Raw genomic sequence first — 16688 nt, 5'->3', positions numbered from 1 at the left:
GTGGGGCAGGAACCGCAGGCTGTTCATTGCGGCGGCTGATAGGCGTCAATCACTTCCTGGGCTGCGCGGAACGCATCGATGGCCGCCGGCACGCCGGCATACACCGCGCAATGCAGCAGTGCCTCGCGAATTTCCTCCACGCTGCAACCGTTGTTCAAGGCGCCGCGCACGTGGCCTTTCAGCTCCTGGGGGCATTTCAGCGCCGTCAGGGCCGCGAGGGTGATCAGGCTGCGGGTTTTCAGTGGCAGGCCGTCACGGTTCCACACCCCGCCCCAGGCATGTTCATTGACGAAGTCCTGCAATGGCTGGGTGAATTCGGTGGCGTTGTCCAGGGCACGATCGACAAACGCGTCGCCCATCACCTGACGACGCATCTGCACTCCGCTTTGCTTGTTCTCGCTCATGGCGTTTCTCTCTTGTGTTGGCGGCGCCAGGCCCGTAGCGAACTGAACAGCAGAAACGCCACCAGCGCTGGCAGGACGAAAAACAGCATCAAGTGTTCCAGCTTGCCCGCCAGGGGCATGCCGGTGGTGAAGGACACCACGTGCAGTCCATAGGCCAGGTACAGGCCGAGAAACAGCAGGCCCTCGGCGCGGGTCACGCGGTACCCCGAATAGAACACCGGCAGGCACAATACCGCGACGCCGAGCATCACCGGCAGATCGAAGTCCAGGGCATTGGGCGAGACCGAGAGCGGTGTCGGCGCCATCAGGGCGGTGAAGCCCAGCACCCCCAGCAGGTTGAACAGGTTGCTGCCGATAATGTTGCCCACGGCAATCTCTCGCTGGCCACGCGAGGCGGCCAGCAGCGAGGTGGCCAGTTGCGGCAGCGAAGTACTGACGGCTATCACCGTCAACCCCATGACCCGCTCCGACAGCCCCAGGTCGTCGGCCACGGTGACCGCGGCTCCCAGCAGCAGATGCCCGGCCAGAACCAGCAGCCCCAGGCCGAGGAGCACCAGGAGCATGCTGCTGAACCGGGGCAAGAAGCTGCGCTGGCCGGCAGGGGCGGGGGAGTGAGGGCGCTGAGCGTGCTTGGACTGGCGCAACAGCAGCACCAGGTACAGCGCCAGGGCCGCCAGCAGGATCAGGCCGTCGGCTGGCGTGAGGTGTTCGTTGTAGGCCAGGACATAGACCAGCAGGCTGGCGCCGATCATCAGCGGGATGTCCAGGTGCACCAGTTGCCGGGACACCCGCAGGGGGATGATCAGGGCCGAGAGGCCAAGGGTCACCAGGATGTTGAAGATGTTGCTGCCAATCACGCTGCCCACGGCGATGTCGGTGTTGTCGGCCAGGGTCGCTTGCAGGCTGATGGCCATCTGTGGCGCGCTGCTGCCGACGGCAACGATGCTCAGGCCGATGATCAGCGGACGCACATGCAGGCGCGCGGCCAGGCGTATGGCGGCGCGTACCAGCAGCTCGGCACCGGCGATCAGCAGCACCAGGCCGCAGATGAGCTGGATCAGGCTGAGCAGGGGCAGTTCGGCGAAGGCGGTAATGGCGCAGGCTCCGTGGGTCAGTCGCTGAGGGCTTGGACGCGTACTTTTGCGGTACCGCTGCGCAGCATGCCCAGTTGTTGGGCGGCGGCGCGGGACAGGTCGATCAGGCGGCCGCGGGTATGGGGGCCACGGTCGTTGATGCGAACCACGACGCTCTGGTCGTTGCCCAGGTTGGTGACTTGCACCCGAGTGCCGAACGGCAGCTCGCGGTGGGCCGCGGTGAGGCCGTTCTGGTCGAAGGCTTCGCCGCTGGCGGTGCGCTTGCCGTGATGGCGGGCGCCGTAATAGGAGGCAGTGCCGGTTTCGTCATAACCCCGAGGGTCGATGAGGTGGTTGCTGGCACAGCCGCAGAGCAGAGCGAGCAGGGCGCTAGTGGTTACCAGACGCTTCATTCATTGGCTCCGATGGTCGATGCAGAGAGCGCGGTTGCTCTCGTCGTCTGTCTGGCTGACCGCAAACCGGCGAATGCGTTCCTGAAAGGAGTGCGTGGGACGAGAGCGGGCCTCCCCATCACCAGGAAGGCGCCTGCGGAGGGCGCCTTCTGGTTGGGTTGCAATCAGCCTTCGAGCTTGCTTTTCAGCAGTTCGTTGACCTGTTGCGGGTTGGCCTTGCCCTTGGACGCCTTCATCGCCTGGCCGACGAAGAAACCGAACATCTTGCCGCGTTTGGCCTCATCGGCAGCGCGGTATTGTTCGACCTGCTCGGCGTTGGCCGCGAGCATTTCGTCCAGCACCGCGGAGATCGCGCCGCTGTCGGTGACTTGCTTGAGGCCGCGCTTGTCGATGATCTCATCGCTGCTGCCTTCACCATTGGCCATGGCTTCGAACACGGTCTTGGCGATCTTGCCGGAGATGGTGTTGTCCTTGATCCGCAGGAGCATGCCGCCCAGCTGTTCGGCCGATACCGGTGCCTGGTCGATTTCCAGGCCCTGCTTGTTCAGCAGGCTGCCCAGCTCAACCATGACCCAGTTGGCCGCGAGCTTGGCGTCGCCGGCGATGCGGGCGACCTGCTCGAAGTAGTCGGCTTGCTCACGGCTGGTGGCCAGCACGCTGGCGTCGTAGACCGAGAGGCCGAACTGTTCCTGGAAGCGCTCGCGTTTCTGCGGCGGCAGTTCCGGCAGGGTGGCGCGTACCTGGTCGAGGAAGCTGTCCTCGATGACCACGGGCAGCAGGTCCGGGTCGGGGAAGTAACGGTAGTCGTTGGCTTCTTCCTTGCTGCGCATCGGACGGGTCTCGTCCTTGTTCGGGTCGTACAGGCGAGTCTGCTGGATCACCTTGCCGCCGTCCTCGATCAGTTCGATCTGGCGACGGATCTCGCTGTTGATCGCCTTCTCGATGAAGCGGAACGAGTTGACGTTCTTGATTTCGCAGCGAGTGCCGAACTCGGCCTGGCCCTTGGGACGGATCGAGACGTTGCAGTCGCAACGCAGGGAGCCTTCGGCCATGTTGCCATCGCAGATGCCCAGGTAGCGCACCAGGGCGTGGATCGACTTGACGTAGGCCACGGCTTCCTTGGCGCTGCGCATGTCAGGCTCGGAAACGATTTCCAGCAGCGGCGTACCGGCACGGTTCAGGTCGATGCCGGTGGCACCGCTGAATTCTTCGTGCAGGCTCTTGCCGGCGTCTTCTTCCAGGTGCGCGCGGGTGATCCCGACGCGTTTTACCGTGCCGTCTTCCAGGGGGATGTCCAGGTGGCCCTTGCCGACGATCGGCAACTCCATCTGGCTGATCTGGTAGCCCTTGGGCAGGTCCGGGTAGAAGTAGTTCTTGCGGGCGAACACGTTGTGCTGGCCGATCTCGGCATCGATGGCCAGGCCGAACATCACGGCCATGCGCACGGCTTCCTGGTTCAGCACCGGCAGCACGCCGGGCATGCCCAGGTCGATCAGGCTGGCCTGGGTGTTGGGCTCGGCACCGAAGGCGGTGGAGCTACCGGAGAAAATCTTCGACTGGGTGGTGAGCTGGGTATGAATCTCCAGCCCGATCACGACTTCCCATTGCATGTGTGTCTCCTCAGAAGCCGGTTGGGGTGCGGGTGTGCCAGTCAGTGTTGAGCTGATACTGGTGGGCAACGTTCAACAGGCGACCTTCCTGGAAATACGGCGCGAGCAACTGCACGCCCACCGGCAGGCCATCGACGAAACCTGCAGGCATGGACAAGCCCGGCAGACCGGCGAGGTTGGCGGTGATGGTGTAGACGTCTTCCAGGTACGCAGCGACCGGGTCGCTGCTCTTGGCGCCGAGCTTCCAGGCCGGGTTGGGCGTGGTCGGGCCGAGGATGATGTCGACTTCATTGAAGGCGCTCATGAAGTCGTTCTTGACCAGGCGCCGGATCTTCTGCGCCTTGAGGTAGTAGGCATCGTAGTAGCCGGCGGACAGCGCGTAGGCGCCGACCATGATCCGGCGCTGCACTTCGCTGCCGAAGCCTTCGCCACGGGAACGCTTGTACAGGTCCTCGAGGTTGCTCGGGTTGTCGCAGCGGTGACCGAAGCGCACGCCGTCGAAACGCGACAGGTTGGAGGAGGCTTCTGCCGGGGCGATCACGTAGTAGGCGGGAATCGCGTGCTGCATGTTCGGCAGGCTGATTTCCTTGATTACCGCGCCGAGCTTCTCCAGCTCCTTGATGCTGTTGTGGATCAGCTCGGCGATGCGCGGGTCGAGGCCGGCGCTGAAGTATTCCTTCGGCACGCCGATGCGCAGGCCCTGCAGCGAGCCATTGAGGCCGGCACTGTAGTCCGGCACCGGTTCATCGATGCTGGTGGAGTCGTTCGGGTCGAAGCCGGCCATGCCTTGCAGCAGGATCGCGCAGTCTTCGGCAGTGCGGGCCAGCGGGCCACCCTGGTCGAGGCTGGAGGCGTAGGCGATCATGCCCCAGCGGGAAACGCGACCGTAGGTCGGCTTCAGGCCGGTGAGGTTGGTGAAGGCGGCGGGCTGGCGGATCGAGCCGCCGGTGTCAGTGGCCGTGGCGGCCGGCAACAGGCGCGCGGCAACGGCGGCGGCGGAGCCACCGGAAGAACCACCCGGTACGTGTTCCAGGTTCCACGGGTTTTTCACCGCGCCGTACCAGCTCGATTCGTTGGCCGAACCCATGGCGAATTCGTCCATGTTGGTCTTGCCCAGGGTCACGGCCCCGGCAGCGGCCAGCTTGGCAACCACGGTGGCGTCGTAGGGCGCCTTGAAATTGTCGAGCATCTTCGAGCCGCAGCTGGTGCGGATGCCCTGGGTGCAGAACAGATCCTTGTGAGCGATCGGTGCGCCCAGCAGGGCACCGCTCTCACCGTTGGCGCGACGGGCGTCGGCGGCCTTGGCCTGGCTCAGCGCCAGGTCCTGGGTGAGGCTGATGAAGCTGTTGATCTGCGGATCCAGCTGAGCGATGCGCGCCAGCAGGGTCTGGGTCAGTTCTTCGGAGGAAAACTTCTTGTCGGCGAGTCCGCGGGCGATCTCGGCCAGAGTCATGTGATGCATTGCAGGCTCTTTCCCTTTAGTCGATGACTTTCGGAACCAGATACAGGCCGTTTTCGACCGCTGGCGCGATGGACTGATAGGCCTCGCGGTGATTGGACTCGGTCACAACGTCTGCGCGCAGGCGCTGGCTGGCTTCCAGAGGGTGGGCCAGGGGCTCGATACCGTCGGTATCGACTGCCTGCATTTCATCCACCAGCCCGAGAATGCTGTTCAGGGCCGAGGTGATGTGTGGAAGATCGCCTTCATTGAGCTTGATGCTGGCCAAATGAGCGATTTTTTCCACGTCGGAGCGTTCAAGCGCCATGGGATTCTCCAGTGGAAAACAAAAACGGATTTCGTCCGCGTGTTAGATTGTCGGAACACTACCGCATTTCTACGGTCTTATGGCCGCGATTGTGGGGGTTGGTGCACAGAAAAGCGGCCAATTTAACATATTGGCGCCTTGCCCAAAATCCCTGTCGTTGTTAGAGTTTGCCGCACTTTTTTACCCACGCGTTGCCTAGGGTCCCTTTCCCATGTTCAAGAAACTGCGTGGCATGTTTTCCAGCGATCTTTCCATTGACCTGGGCACTGCCAACACCCTTATTTACGTGCGCGAGCGCGGTATTGTCCTGAATGAACCATCGGTTGTGGCCATTCGGACCCACGGTAATCAGAAAAGTGTTGTCGCGGTTGGTGCTGAGGCCAAGCGCATGCTCGGTCGTACCCCGGGCAACATCGCAGCCATTCGTCCGATGAAAGACGGCGTGATCGCCGACTTCAGCGTCTGCGAAAAGATGCTGCAGTACTTCATCAACAAAGTTCATGAAAACAGCTTTCTGCAGCCCAGCCCTCGTGTGCTGATCTGCGTTCCATGCAAGTCGACCCAGGTTGAGCGTCGTGCCATCCGTGAATCGGCCCTTGGCGCCGGTGCTCGTGAGGTGTTCCTGATCGAAGAGCCGATGGCTGCTGCGATCGGTGCCGGCCTGCCGGTGGAAGAGGCCCGCGGCTCGATGGTCGTGGACATCGGTGGCGGTACCACTGAAATTGCCCTGATCTCCCTGAACGGTGTGGTCTACGCCGAGTCCGTACGTGTGGGCGGCGACCGTTTCGACGAAGCCATCATCACCTACGTGCGTCGCAACTACGGCAGCCTGATCGGTGAGTCCACCGCCGAGCGCATCAAGCAGGAAATCGGTACGGCCTACCCGGGCGGCGAAGTGCGTGAAGTCGACGTGCGTGGCCGTAACCTGGCCGAAGGCGTGCCACGTGCCTTCACCCTGAACTCCAACGAAGTGCTGGAAGCTCTGCAAGAGTCCCTGGCAACCATCGTTCAGGCGGTGAAGAGCGCCTTGGAGCAATCGCCTCCGGAATTGGCTTCGGATATCGCCGAGCGTGGCCTGGTGCTGACCGGTGGTGGCGCCCTGCTGCGCGACCTGGACAAGCTGCTGGCCCAGGAAACCGGCCTGCCGGTGATCGTCGCCGAAGACCCGCTGACCTGCGTTGCTCGCGGCGGTGGCCGTGCATTGGAAATGATGGACAAGCACACCATGGACCTGCTCTCCAGCGAATAACTTCGCTGCGGGGTCTATGCTGATGCGCCCACAGGCAGCACTTTGCAGTGCTGCCTGTGGCGTTTATCTTCTGTCAATCTGCATCCAGGCCGGTTTGATGCCGTATGAATAAACACAACATTTGCCTGGGAGGAGCGGCTTATTAAACCGCTTTTCGCCAAGGGCCCCTCATTAGGCGTACGCCTCCTGGTGCTGGTCGTACTCTCGGTCGCACTGATGGTGGTCGATGCCCGCTTCACACTGCTCAAGCCAGTGCGTAGCCAAATGTCGCTGGTGTTGATGCAGTCCTACTGGATCACCGACCTGCCGCAGCGGCTATGGCAAGGCGTGGCCAGTCAGTTCGGCAGTCGTACCGAGCTGGTCGCCGAAAACGAAAAACTCAAGACCGAGAACCTGCTGCTGCAGGGGCGCATGCAAAAGCTCGCGGCCCTGACCGAGCAGAACGTGCGCCTGCGCGAATTGCTCAACTCCTCGGCGCTGGTCAACGAGAAGGTCGAAGTGGCCGAGTTGATCGGCATGGACCCGAACCCCTTCACTCATCGCATCATCATCAATAAAGGCGAGCGCGATGGGGTGTTCCTCGGCCAGCCGGTGCTCGATGCCCGCGGCCTGATGGGCCAGGTGGTCGAGCTGATGCCTTATACCTCGCGCGTGCTGCTGCTCACCGACACCACCCACAGCATTCCGGTGCAGGTCAATCGCAACGGCCTGCGCGCTATCGCCAGCGGCACCGGCAATCCGGAACGTCTGGAGCTGCGTCACGTGGCCGATACCGCCGACATCAAGGAAGGCGACCTGCTGGTCAGCTCCGGCCTTGGCCAGCGCTTCCCTGCCGGTTACCCGGTGGCCACGGTCAAGGAAGTGATCCATGACTCCGGCCAGCCCTTTGCCATTGTGCGGGCAGTGCCCACCGCCGCCTTGAATCGCAGTCGCTACCTGCTGCTGGTGTTCAGCGATCCGCGCACCGCCGAAGAGCGGGCCAATGACGCGGCTCAGGCTCAGGAAGCCCAGGACCAGCAGGGCGGCAGTGCCGGGCCTGTGGTACCGGCCACGGTGCCCAAGCCTGCGGTGGCACCTGCGGCGAACGCGGCACCTGCTGCTCCGGCTGCAGCGCCAGCGACCCCGGTCAAGCCCGCGGCCCATGCTCCGGCCAAGCCGGTCAATAAACCTGTGGTGAAACCTGCGGCTGCCAAACCACCGGCAGCGGCCCCGGCCACCACCGGAGGAAGAGAATAATGGCGGGCAGTACCTATTCACGTAATGGCTGGATCGTCTGGCTGACGTTCCTCATCGGCTTGTTGCTCAGCGTCTCGCCGTTGCCCCAGTTCATGGAGATCCTGCGCCCATTGTGGCTGGCCCTGTTGCTGGCATTCTGGGCCCTGGCCCTGCCGCACAAGGTCGGCATGGTCACCGCCTGGTGCCTGGGGCTGGCCGAGGATGTGCTCTACGGCACGTTGCTGGGGCAGAACGCCTTGATCCTGACCCTGATCACCTTCCTTGTACTGTCCTTGCAGCAGCGCCTGCGGATGTTCCCGATGTGGCAGCAAAGCCTGGTGATCCTGGTGATCTTCGGCCTGGCGCAACTGGTGCAACTGTGGCTCAGCGCCCTGACCGGCAATCGCCAGCCGACCCTGGCCCTGGTCCTGCCGGCCCTGGTCAGTGCCTTGTTGTGGCCTTGGGTCAGCTTTGGCCTGCGGGGCCTGCGTCGGCGTTTCAAAATCAATTAATCCGGTCAGGCATTGGCCCGCACCTCGACAGGGAGATGTCTTGATGAATCGGCTTTACCTCGCTTCCGGTTCGCCTCGTCGCCGTGAACTGCTCACGCAGATCGGCGTGCCCTTCACCGCCATCAGCGCGGACATCGATGAAACCCCGCTGGCCGACGAATCCCCAGCCACTTATGTCGAGCGCCTGGCCCGCGGCAAGGCGGCGGCCGGTCGTGCGTTGATCAGCAGCAGCGATTCCCAGGCTCCGGCCTGCGTACTGGGGGCCGATACGGCCGTGGTGCTGGAGGGGCGGATTCTTGGCAAACCCCTGGATCAGGCGGATGCCCAGGCCATGCTCATGGCGCTTTCGGGGCGTGAGCACGAAGTGCTGACGGCCATTGCTCTGCTCGACGGCGAACGCTGCGAGTCACTGGTTGTGCGCAGCCTGGTGCGTTTTCGCCCGGTCTCGGTGGCGGAGGCGGCCGCCTACTGGGCCAGTGGCGAGCCTCGTGACAAGGCCGGTGGTTATGCGATCCAGGGGCTTGCGGCGGTGTTTGTGGCAGGGCTCAATGGCAGTTATTCCGCCGTGGTCGGCTTGCCGGTGTGCGAAACCGCAGAACTGCTGGGCCATTTCGGCATACCCTGTTGGCAAAACCTTCCAGTGCGCTAAGGCGCCGTACCCGACTGATGCGGCCCTCTATGAACACGCCTGAACGAGACACTGCCATGAGTGAAGAGATTCTGATCAACATCACGCCGATGGAATCACGGGTGGCGGTGGTGGAAAACGGCGTGCTGCAAGAGGTCCACGTCGAGCGGACCCAGCGTCGCGGCATCGTCGGCAACATCTACAAGGGCAAGGTGGTCCGCGTGTTGCCGGGCATGCAGGCGGCGTTTGTCGATATCGGCCTGGATCGCGCGGCGTTCATCCACGCTTCGGAGATTTCTACCCGCGAAGGCACGGCCGTCGAGAGCATCAGTGCCCTGGTGCACGAAGGGCAGAGCCTGGTGGTGCAAGTCACCAAGGACCCCATCGGTTCCAAGGGCGCACGCCTGACGACCCAGTTGTCGATCCCTTCCCGCTACCTGGTGTACATGCCGCGCACCGCCCACGTCGGGATCTCGCTGAAGATCGAGGACGAGGCCGAGCGCGAGCGCCTGAAGCAGGTGGTCAGCGATTGCGTGGCCCAGGAGGGCATCAAGGAGGCCGGCGGATTTATCCTGCGCACCGCCGCCGAAGGTGCCGGGGTCGACGAGATCATGATGGACATTCGCTACCTGCGAAGGCTCTGGGATCAGATCGGTGCGCAGATCAAGACCATTGGCGCACCGAACGTGATCTACGAGGACCTGGGGCTGGCGTTGCGCACCCTGCGCGACCTGGTGAGCCCGAAGATCGAGAAAATTCGCATCGACTCCCGGGAAACCTTCCAGAAGACCACGCAGTTCGTCGCCGAGCTGATGCCGGAAATCGCCGATCGCCTGGAGCACTACCCGGGCGAGCGGCCGATCTTCGACCTGTACGGCGTCGAGGATGAAATCCAGAAAGCCCTGGAGCGCAAGGTGCCGCTCAAGTCCGGCGGCTACCTGGTGGTGGACCCGGCGGAAGCCATGTCGACCATCGACGTCAACACCGGGGCGTTCGTTGGTCACCGCAATCTTGAGGAGACCATCTTCAAGACCAACCTCGAGGCTGCGACCGCCATTGCCCGGCAACTGCGTCTGCGCAACCTGGGCGGGATCATCATCATCGACTTCATCGACATGGAAGATGAAGAGCATCAGCGCCAGGTCCTGCGCACGCTGGAAAAGCAGCTGGAGCGCGACCACGCCAAGACCAACATCATCGGCATCACCGAACTTGGCCTGGTGCAGATGACTCGCAAGCGCACCCGGGAAAGCCTTGAACAGGTGCTGTGCGAACCCTGCAGCAGTTGCCAGGGACGGGGTAAGTTGAAGACTCCGGAAACCGTCTGTTACGAAATATTCCGTGAAATCCTGCGTGAGGCCCGGGCTTATCAGGCAGAAGGGTATCGAGTGCTGGCCAATCAGAAAGTGGTGGACCGACTGCTGGACGAAGAGTCGGGCAACGTTGCGGAGCTGGAAGGTTTTATCGGCCGGACCATCAGGTTCCAGGTCGAAACCATGTATTCCCAGGAACAATATGACGTGGTGCTGCTCTGATTCCGCGTGTTGTACATGACTGGAAACGGCTGGCTTCAGCTTTTTGCATGACTTTTGCCCTGGGAGCCAACTGAAATGGAGCGGCTGATTCGCCTGTTCACCACGCTGACACGCTGGGGGCTGGGCCTCTGCGCGCTGGCACTGGTGGTGACGGCCTTGTACGTCAGCCTGGGCCGGGAACTGACTCCGCTGGTGGCGGAGTATCAGGCCGAGGTCGAGGCCAAGGTCCAGCAGGCTGTGGGCCTGCCGGTGCACATCGGCAGCCTGGAGGGCCGCTGGAGCGGGCTATCGCCCGTGTTGCTGGCCCACGACGTGATGGTCGGCGAGGGCGCCAATGCCTTGCGCCTGGATCAGGTCAGCGTGGCGCCGGACATGCTGGCTAGCCTGCTGGCCCGCGACCTGAGAATCGGCCGCCTGGAGCTCAGCGGCCTGAGCCTGAGCCTCAAGGAAGGCGCGGACGGTCAATGGCAGCTCGAAGGCCTGCCGGTGCAGAACGACCAGCCGATGGACCCCGAGCAACTGCTGACCCGCTTGCAGCAGGTGGCGGAGCTGTCGCTTCTGGACAGCCAGGTCAGCTTGCTGCCGCAGAATCACCAGCCTATCGCCCTGACCTATGTCGGACTCAACCTGCGCACGGGCCCCAGCCGCCAGCGCCTGGACCTGCGCCTGACCCTTCCGGATGGCCAGCCCCTGGCCCTGAACCTGCGCAGCCGAGTGCGTGCCAATGCCTGGCGTGATGGCCAGGCCGATCTGTACCTGAGCTTGCCGCAAAGCGATTGGTCGCGCTGGCTGCCAGCCGGTCTGACCCAGCAGTGGAAGCTGTCCGAGCTCAAGGCCGGTTGCGAATTGTGGTTGAGCTGGGGCAAGGGCACGGTGCAAAGCGCCGCGTTGCGCCTGAATGCGCCGCAGTTCACCGGTGCTTATGCCGACCGCACGCCGGTCAACCTGAAGAACCTGGCCCTGAATGCCTACTTCCAGCGCAGTGAGCAGGGCCTCAAGGTACAACTCGATTCCCTGGCTCTGAATCTCGGTGAGACGCGCTGGGAGTCTCGCTTGCAACTGCAGCAGAGCAAGGCCGGCGATCCGGCGGATGAGTTGTGGCAACTGCAGGCCGATCGCCTGGACCTGGCGCCGATCACGCCGATCCTCGATGCGCTGGTGCCCTTGCCGGAAGGCCTGGCCACGACCATCGATCACCTGAAGGCGACTGGCGGGCTGCGCAACGTACTGCTCGACTACCGCCCCCAGGCGACCGGCGACCAGCGCCTGAGCTTTGCCGCCAATCTTGATCGGGTCGGCTTCGATGCCTATCACGGTGCTCCGGCAGCACGCAATGTCAGCGGCAGCATCAGTGGCGACCTGGGCAAGGGTGAGCTGCGCATGGACAGCAAGGATTTCTCCCTGCACCTGTTCCCGATTTTCGCCAAGCCCTGGCAGTACATCCAGGCCAACGCAACCCTGACCTGGAAGCTGGACAAGGACGGCTTCACCCTGATTGCTCCCTACCTGAAGGTGCTGGGCGAAGAGGGCAAGATCGCTGGTGATTTCCTGATTCGCCTGCATTTCGACCACACTCAGGAAGACTACATGGACCTGCGGGTCGGCCTGGTGGAGGGTGATGGGCGCTATACCGCCAAGTACCTGCCCCAGGTACTCAGCCCGGCCCTGGACCAGTGGTTGCGCACGGCGATTCTCAAGGGCGCGGTGGACCAGGGCTTCTTCCAGTACCAGGGGTCACTGAATCACGATGCCGTCGAGGCGGCCCGCAGCATCAGCCTGTTTTTCAAGGTGCACGATGCCGAGCTGGCATTCCAGCCGGGCTGGCCACACTTGAGCAAGGTCAGCGGCGATGTGTTCGTCGAAGACAGCGGTGTGCGCATCGTCGCCAGCAAGGGGCAGTTGCTGGAGACCCAGGTGCGCGATGTGTTCGTCAACATTCCCCATGTACCAGCCGGGCAGAGCAGCCACATGTTCATCGACGGCGCCTTTGCCGGCGGCCTCGGGGACGGGCTGAAGATTCTGCAGGAGGCGCCGATCGGTACCGCCTCGACCTTTGCCGGCTGGCAGGGCGAAGGTGACCTGCAAGGCAAGCTGAACCTCGACATCCCGCTGGTCAAAGGTGAAGAGCCGAAGATCGTGGTGGATTTCAAGACCGACAAGGCGCGCCTCAAACTCAGTGAGCCCGAGCTGGAATTGACTCAGCTCAAGGGCGATTTCCGCTTCGACAGCGCCAGGGGCCTGAGTGGCGAGGGCATCAGCGCCCAGGCTTTCGACCGGCCGGTGACGGCGCAGATTTTTGCCGACGGCAAGCCGGGCAAGGCCAATACGCGAGTGGTTGCCAAGGGCCAGGTCACGGTCAAACGGCTCACCGACTGGCTCAAGGTCAGCCAGCCGCTGCCGGTGTCCGGCGAAGTGCCCTATCAGTTGCAGCTGAACCTCGATGGCGCCGACAGCCAATTGATGGTCAGCTCCAGTCTCAAGGGCGTGGCGGTGGACCTGCCAGCACCCTTCGGCATGCCGGCCAGCACCGGGCGCAACAGTGTGTTCCGCATGACCCTGCAAGGGGCCGAGCGACGTTACTGGTTCAATTACGGTGAGTTGGCCGACTTCACTTTTGCGGCGCCCAGCGGCAAGTTCTCCGAGGGCCGGGGCGAGTTGTTCCTCGGAAATGGCACCGCTTTGCTGCCCACGGTCAAGGGCTTGCGGGTACGCGGGATCCTGTCCGAGCTGGACGTCGAGCCCTGGAAGGCCCTGGTGGACCGCTATGCCGGGCAGGACCCGGGAGGCAGTGCCAAGCAGTTGCTCAGCAGTGCGGATTTCAAGGTCGGCAAGCTCAGTGCCTTCGGCACCACCCTGGATCAGGTCAACCTGCTGCTGACGCGCAAGCCCAGTGCCTGGGAGCTGCAGATCGACAGCCAGCAGGCCAAGGGCAGCGTCGGCATTCCTGATGCCAAGGCGACCCCTCTGGCTATCAACATGCAGTACGTGCGCCTGCCGGCGGTCGATCCTGCGGCGCAGACCGACGAGAACGCCCCCGACCCGCTGGCGTCGGTGGACCCGAGGAACATTCCGCCGCTGGATATTTCCATCGCCCAGCTGTTCCAGGGCCCGGACTTGATCGGGCGCTGGGCGCTCAAGGTGCGGCCGACGGCCAAGGGCATGACCTTCAACAGCCTGGACCTGGGGCTCAAGGGTATGCAGTTGCAAGGTGAGGGCGGCTGGGAAGGCCTGGCCGGTGCCAGCAGCAGTTGGTACCGCGGCCGGATTGGCGGCAAGAACCTGGCGGATGTGCTCAAGGGCTGGGGGTTTGCGCCGACGGTAACCAGTGAGGATTTCCATCTGGACGTTGATGGCCGCTGGCCGGGCTCGCCGGCCTGGATCGGCCTCAAGCGTTTCTCCGGCAGCCTGGATGCGACCTTGCGCAAGGGCCAGTTCGTCGAGGTTGACGGGAGCGCCCAGGCGTTGCGAGTGTTTGGCCTGCTCAACTTCAACTCCATCGGTCGCCGCCTGCGCCTGGACTTCTCCGACCTGTTCGGCAAGGGCCTGAGCTATGACCGGGTCCGCGGTGTGCTGGCGGCGAGCAATGGCGTGTACGTCACTCGCGAGCCCATCACGCTGACCGGGCCGTCGAGCAATCTGGAGCTCAATGGCACCCTGGACATGGTCGGGGATCAGGTGGACGCCAAGTTGCTGGTGACCTTGCCGGTGACCAACAACCTGCCGATTGCCGCGCTGATTGTCGGGGCACCCGCCGTGGGCGGCGCCTTGTTCCTGATCGACAAGTTGATCGGTGATCGCGTGGCGCGCTTTGCCAGCGTCAAGTACAACGTCAAAGGCCCGTGGAAAGAGCCGAAAATCACCTTCGACAAGCCGTTTTGAGAATCCTCGATTCGCGCCCATGGAGTAGCATGGCGGCCTACCCAATACGGAGTGCGCCATGTCTCTTGCAGTGATTCAAATGGTCAGCCAGAGCGATGTGCTGGCCAATCTGCTGCAGGCCCGGGGCCTGCTTGAACAAGCTGCTGCCGCCGGTGCGCGACTGGCGGTGTTGCCGGAAAACTTCGCCGCCATGGGCCGCCGCGACATGGCCGCCATTGGTCGCGCGGAAGCGCTCGGCGAAGGGCCGATCCTGCCCTGGTTGAAACAGGCCGCCTGCGACCTCAAGTTATGGATTGTGGCCGGCACCTTGCCCTTGCCACCAGCAGGACAGCCCGAGGCCAAATCCAACGCCTGTTCGTTGCTGGTGGACGACCAGGGACAGTTCGTGGCGCGCTACGACAAGCTGCACCTGTTCGATGTCGACGTGGCGGACAATCGCGGACGCTATCGCGAATCCGATGACTATGCTCATGGAAACCATGTAGTGGTGGCGGATACACCGGTGGGGCGCCTGGGGCTGACGGTCTGTTATGACCTGCGCTTTCCCGAGCTGTACAGCGAACTGCGGGCTGCCGGGGCCGAGTTGATCACCGCGCCTTCGGCCTTTACCGCCGTGACCGGTGCCGCCCATTGGGAGGTGCTGATTCGCGCCCGGGCCATCGAGACCCAGTGCTACCTGCTGGCGGCGGCCCAGGGCGGGGTGCATCCGGGCCCACGGGAAACCTACGGCCATGCGGCGATCGTCGACCCATGGGGGCGGCTGCTGGCACAACAGAATCAAGGTCAGGGCGTGCTGCTGGCCGAGCGCGACAGCAGCGAACAGGCGTCCATTCGGGCGCGGATGCCGGTGTTCAGTCACCGGCGCATTTTCTCGCAAGGCGTCCAACGACTTGCATAAGTACGACGAATTTAAGGCCAAAGCATATGAGCGGGTTGTTGTCCTCAGTCAGTGAACACCTTCTAGCCCCTGGCGGCGTGACCATCGAAAGCCTGCAGGGCGTGCTGGGGGATCTGGCCGGCCCGGGCATCGATGCCGCCGACCTGTATTTCCAGGGACAGATTTCCGAGTCCTGGTCCCTGGAGGACGGAATCGTCAAGGAAGGCAGTTTCAACCTCGACCAGGGTGTCGGGGTGCGCGCTCAGTCCGGTGAGAAGACCGGCTTTGCCTACAGCAACGCCATTACCCTGGAAGCCCTGGGACTGGCGGCCCGTGCGGCCCGTTCGATCTCCCGGGCCGGGCAGAACGGTACTGTGCAGGCCTTCACTTGCCAGGATGTGGCGCAACTCTATGGGCCGGACAACCCCCTGGAAGTCATGACCCGTGCCGAGAAGGTCGAGCTGCTCAAGCGTGTGGACGCGGCAACCCGGGCTCTGGACCCGCGTATCCAGCAGGTCAGCGTGAGCATGGCCGGGGTTTGGGAGCGGATCCTGGTGGCTTCCACCGATGGCGGCCTGGCGGCGGATGTACGGCCGCTGGTGCGCTTCAACGTCAGCGTCATCGTCGAGCAGAACGGCCGTCGCGAGCGCGGCGGCCACGGCGGCGGCGGGCGTACCGACTACCGCTATTTCCTTGGTGAAGACCGCGCCATGGGCTATGCCCGTGAAGCGTTGCGCCAGGCTCTGGTTAATCTCGAAGCGATTCCGGCGCCGGCTGGCACCTTGCCAGTGGTGCTGGGTTCGGGCTGGTCCGGAGTGCTGCTGCACGAAGCCGTGGGCCACGGCCTGGAAGGCGACTTCAATCGCAAGGGCAGTTCGGCCTACAGCGGGCGCATGGGCGAGATGGTTGCCTCCAAGCTGTGCACCATCGTCGACGACGGCACCCTGGCCGGGCGTCGCGGCTCCTTGAGCGTGGACGATGAAGGCACCCCGACCGAATGCACCACGCTGATCGAGAATGGCGTGCTCAAGGGATACATGCAGGACAAGCTCAATGCCCGCCTGATGGGCGTGGCCCGCACCGGCAACGGTCGTCGCGAGTCTTACGCGCACCTGCCGATGCCGCGCATGACCAATACCTACATGCTGGGTGGTGAAAGCGACCCGGCGGAAATCATCGCTTCGGTGAAGAAAGGCATCTATTGCGCCAACCTCGGTGGTGGCCAGGTGGACATCACCAGCGGCAAGTTCGTGTTCTCCACCAGCGAGGCCTACCTGATCGAAGACGGCAAGATCACTGCGCCAGTCAAGGGCGCGACCCTGATCGGCAATGGCCCCGAGGCCATGAGCCGGGTGTCGATGGTGGGCAATGACCTGTCCCTGGACAGCGGCGTCGGTACTTGCGGCAAGGACGGGCAATCGGTGCCGGTAGGCGTCGGCCAGCCGACCCTGAAGATCGATGCGATCACCGTCGGGGGAACAGGGGCGTAAGAGAGGGGCGTGCCGGGTGAGTTGCTGGGCAACTCAC

14 protein-coding genes are annotated in these 16688 nt (G+C 63.5%); 8 read left to right on the top strand and 6 right to left on the bottom strand.

Annotated features, from left to right (window positions below; genetic code table 11):
- Positions 1-23 precede the first annotated feature (23 nt).
- From U873_RS0131335 to gatC, 6 genes are all read right to left on the bottom strand, one after another.
- Positions 24-404 carry a carboxymuconolactone decarboxylase family protein gene (locus U873_RS0131335; RefSeq protein WP_025132012.1) on the bottom strand — a complete coding sequence of 127 codons (381 nt, stop codon included), beginning with the start codon at positions 402-404 and terminating at the stop codon, positions 24-26.
- Entirely contained in the window at positions 401-1465 is a 1065-nt protein-coding gene (locus U873_RS0131330) for a calcium/sodium antiporter (protein ID WP_025132011.1), read from the bottom strand. Before U873_RS0131330 ends, U873_RS0131335 begins: the two co-directional genes overlap by 4 nt.
- A 50-nt stretch (positions 1466-1515) precedes the next feature.
- Positions 1516-1890 (bottom strand): septal ring lytic transglycosylase RlpA family protein, encoded by a 375-nt coding sequence (locus U873_RS0131325; RefSeq protein ID WP_025132010.1) that lies wholly within the window; start codon positions 1888-1890, stop codon positions 1516-1518.
- A 164-nt stretch (positions 1891-2054) separates the two neighbouring features.
- On the bottom strand, positions 2055-3500 hold the full coding sequence (gatB, locus tag U873_RS0131320; RefSeq protein ID WP_025132009.1) for an Asp-tRNA(Asn)/Glu-tRNA(Gln) amidotransferase subunit GatB: 1446 nt from the start codon (positions 3498-3500) through the stop codon (positions 2055-2057).
- A 10-nt stretch (positions 3501-3510) separates the two neighbouring features.
- Complete coding sequence (gatA, locus tag U873_RS0131315) at positions 3511-4962, bottom strand: Asp-tRNA(Asn)/Glu-tRNA(Gln) amidotransferase subunit GatA (protein ID WP_025132008.1); 1452 nt, start codon at positions 4960-4962, stop codon at positions 3511-3513.
- A gap of 16 nt (positions 4963-4978) precedes the next feature.
- A complete protein-coding gene (gene gatC, locus U873_RS0131310; RefSeq protein WP_022642307.1) occupies positions 4979-5266 on the bottom strand; it encodes an Asp-tRNA(Asn)/Glu-tRNA(Gln) amidotransferase subunit GatC in 288 nt (95 codons plus the stop codon).
- Between the two features lie 211 nt (positions 5267-5477).
- On the opposite strand from gatC, the gene mreB reads away from it, so the two are divergent.
- The 8 genes from mreB to tldD all read left to right on the top strand — a co-directional run bounded on the left by mreB (position 5478) and on the right by tldD (position 16651).
- Positions 5478-6515, top strand: coding sequence for a rod shape-determining protein MreB (mreB, locus tag U873_RS0131305; RefSeq protein WP_025132007.1), 1038 nt, complete (start codon positions 5478-5480; stop codon positions 6513-6515).
- A 141-nt stretch (positions 6516-6656) separates the two neighbouring features.
- Positions 6657-7751 carry a rod shape-determining protein MreC gene (gene mreC / locus U873_RS0131300; protein ID WP_081818738.1) on the top strand — a complete coding sequence of 365 codons (1095 nt, stop codon included), beginning with the start codon at positions 6657-6659 and terminating at the stop codon, positions 7749-7751.
- Positions 7751-8242, top strand: a complete 492-nt coding sequence (mreD, locus tag U873_RS0131295) for a rod shape-determining protein MreD (protein WP_011059252.1) — start codon at positions 7751-7753, stop codon at positions 8240-8242. The genes mreC and mreD overlap by 1 nt, the downstream gene beginning before the upstream one ends.
- Before the next feature lie 43 nt (positions 8243-8285).
- Complete coding sequence (locus U873_RS0131290; protein ID WP_025132005.1) at positions 8286-8891, top strand: nucleoside triphosphate pyrophosphatase; 606 nt, start codon at positions 8286-8288, stop codon at positions 8889-8891.
- Between the two features lie 56 nt (positions 8892-8947).
- A complete protein-coding gene (gene rng / locus U873_RS0131285) occupies positions 8948-10405 on the top strand; it encodes a ribonuclease G (RefSeq protein WP_025132004.1) in 1458 nt (485 codons plus the stop codon).
- A gap of 75 nt (positions 10406-10480) precedes the next feature.
- Positions 10481-14284, top strand: a complete 3804-nt coding sequence (locus U873_RS0131280) for a YhdP family protein (RefSeq protein WP_025132003.1) — start codon at positions 10481-10483, stop codon at positions 14282-14284.
- Positions 14285-14342: 58 nt separating this feature from the next.
- Complete coding sequence (locus U873_RS0131275) at positions 14343-15182, top strand: carbon-nitrogen hydrolase family protein (protein ID WP_025132002.1); 840 nt, start codon at positions 14343-14345, stop codon at positions 15180-15182.
- A 26-nt stretch (positions 15183-15208) separates the two neighbouring features.
- On the top strand, positions 15209-16651 hold the full coding sequence (tldD, locus tag U873_RS0131270) for a metalloprotease TldD (RefSeq protein ID WP_025132001.1): 1443 nt from the start codon (positions 15209-15211) through the stop codon (positions 16649-16651).
- Positions 16652-16688: the final 37 nt, after the last annotated feature.

Source organism: Pseudomonas sp. PH1b (assembly GCF_000633395.1).
In the GTDB taxonomy this organism is placed as follows: Bacteria; Pseudomonadota; Gammaproteobacteria; order Pseudomonadales; family Pseudomonadaceae; genus Aquipseudomonas.
Note: the sequence above shows the minus strand (reverse complement) of the source record. Positions and strands in the feature narration are given on the sequence as shown.

Coding starts and splice junctions, on each gene's coding strand:
- gatC (WP_022642307.1), bottom strand. CDS start 5,266: ATGGCGCTTGAACGCTCCGACGTGGAAAAAATCGCTCATTTGGCCAGC.
- U873_RS0131335 (WP_025132012.1), bottom strand. CDS start 404: ATGAGCGAGAACAAGCAAAGCGGAGTGCAGATGCGTCGTCAGGTGATG.
- mreD (WP_011059252.1), top strand. CDS start 7,751: ATGGCGGGCAGTACCTATTCACGTAATGGCTGGATCGTCTGGCTGACG.
- mreB (WP_025132007.1), top strand. CDS start 5,478: ATGTTCAAGAAACTGCGTGGCATGTTTTCCAGCGATCTTTCCATTGAC.
- U873_RS0131325 (WP_025132010.1), bottom strand. CDS start 1,890: ATGAAGCGTCTGGTAACCACTAGCGCCCTGCTCGCTCTGCTCTGCGGC.
- gatA (WP_025132008.1), bottom strand. CDS start 4,962: ATGCATCACATGACTCTGGCCGAGATCGCCCGCGGACTCGCCGACAAG.
- tldD (WP_025132001.1), top strand. CDS start 15,209: ATGAGCGGGTTGTTGTCCTCAGTCAGTGAACACCTTCTAGCCCCTGGC.
- U873_RS0131280 (WP_025132003.1), top strand. CDS start 10,481: ATGGAGCGGCTGATTCGCCTGTTCACCACGCTGACACGCTGGGGGCTG.
- U873_RS0131290 (WP_025132005.1), top strand. CDS start 8,286: ATGAATCGGCTTTACCTCGCTTCCGGTTCGCCTCGTCGCCGTGAACTG.
- U873_RS0131275 (WP_025132002.1), top strand. CDS start 14,343: ATGTCTCTTGCAGTGATTCAAATGGTCAGCCAGAGCGATGTGCTGGCC.
- rng (WP_025132004.1), top strand. CDS start 8,948: ATGAGTGAAGAGATTCTGATCAACATCACGCCGATGGAATCACGGGTG.
- gatB (WP_025132009.1), bottom strand. CDS start 3,500: ATGCAATGGGAAGTCGTGATCGGGCTGGAGATTCATACCCAGCTCACC.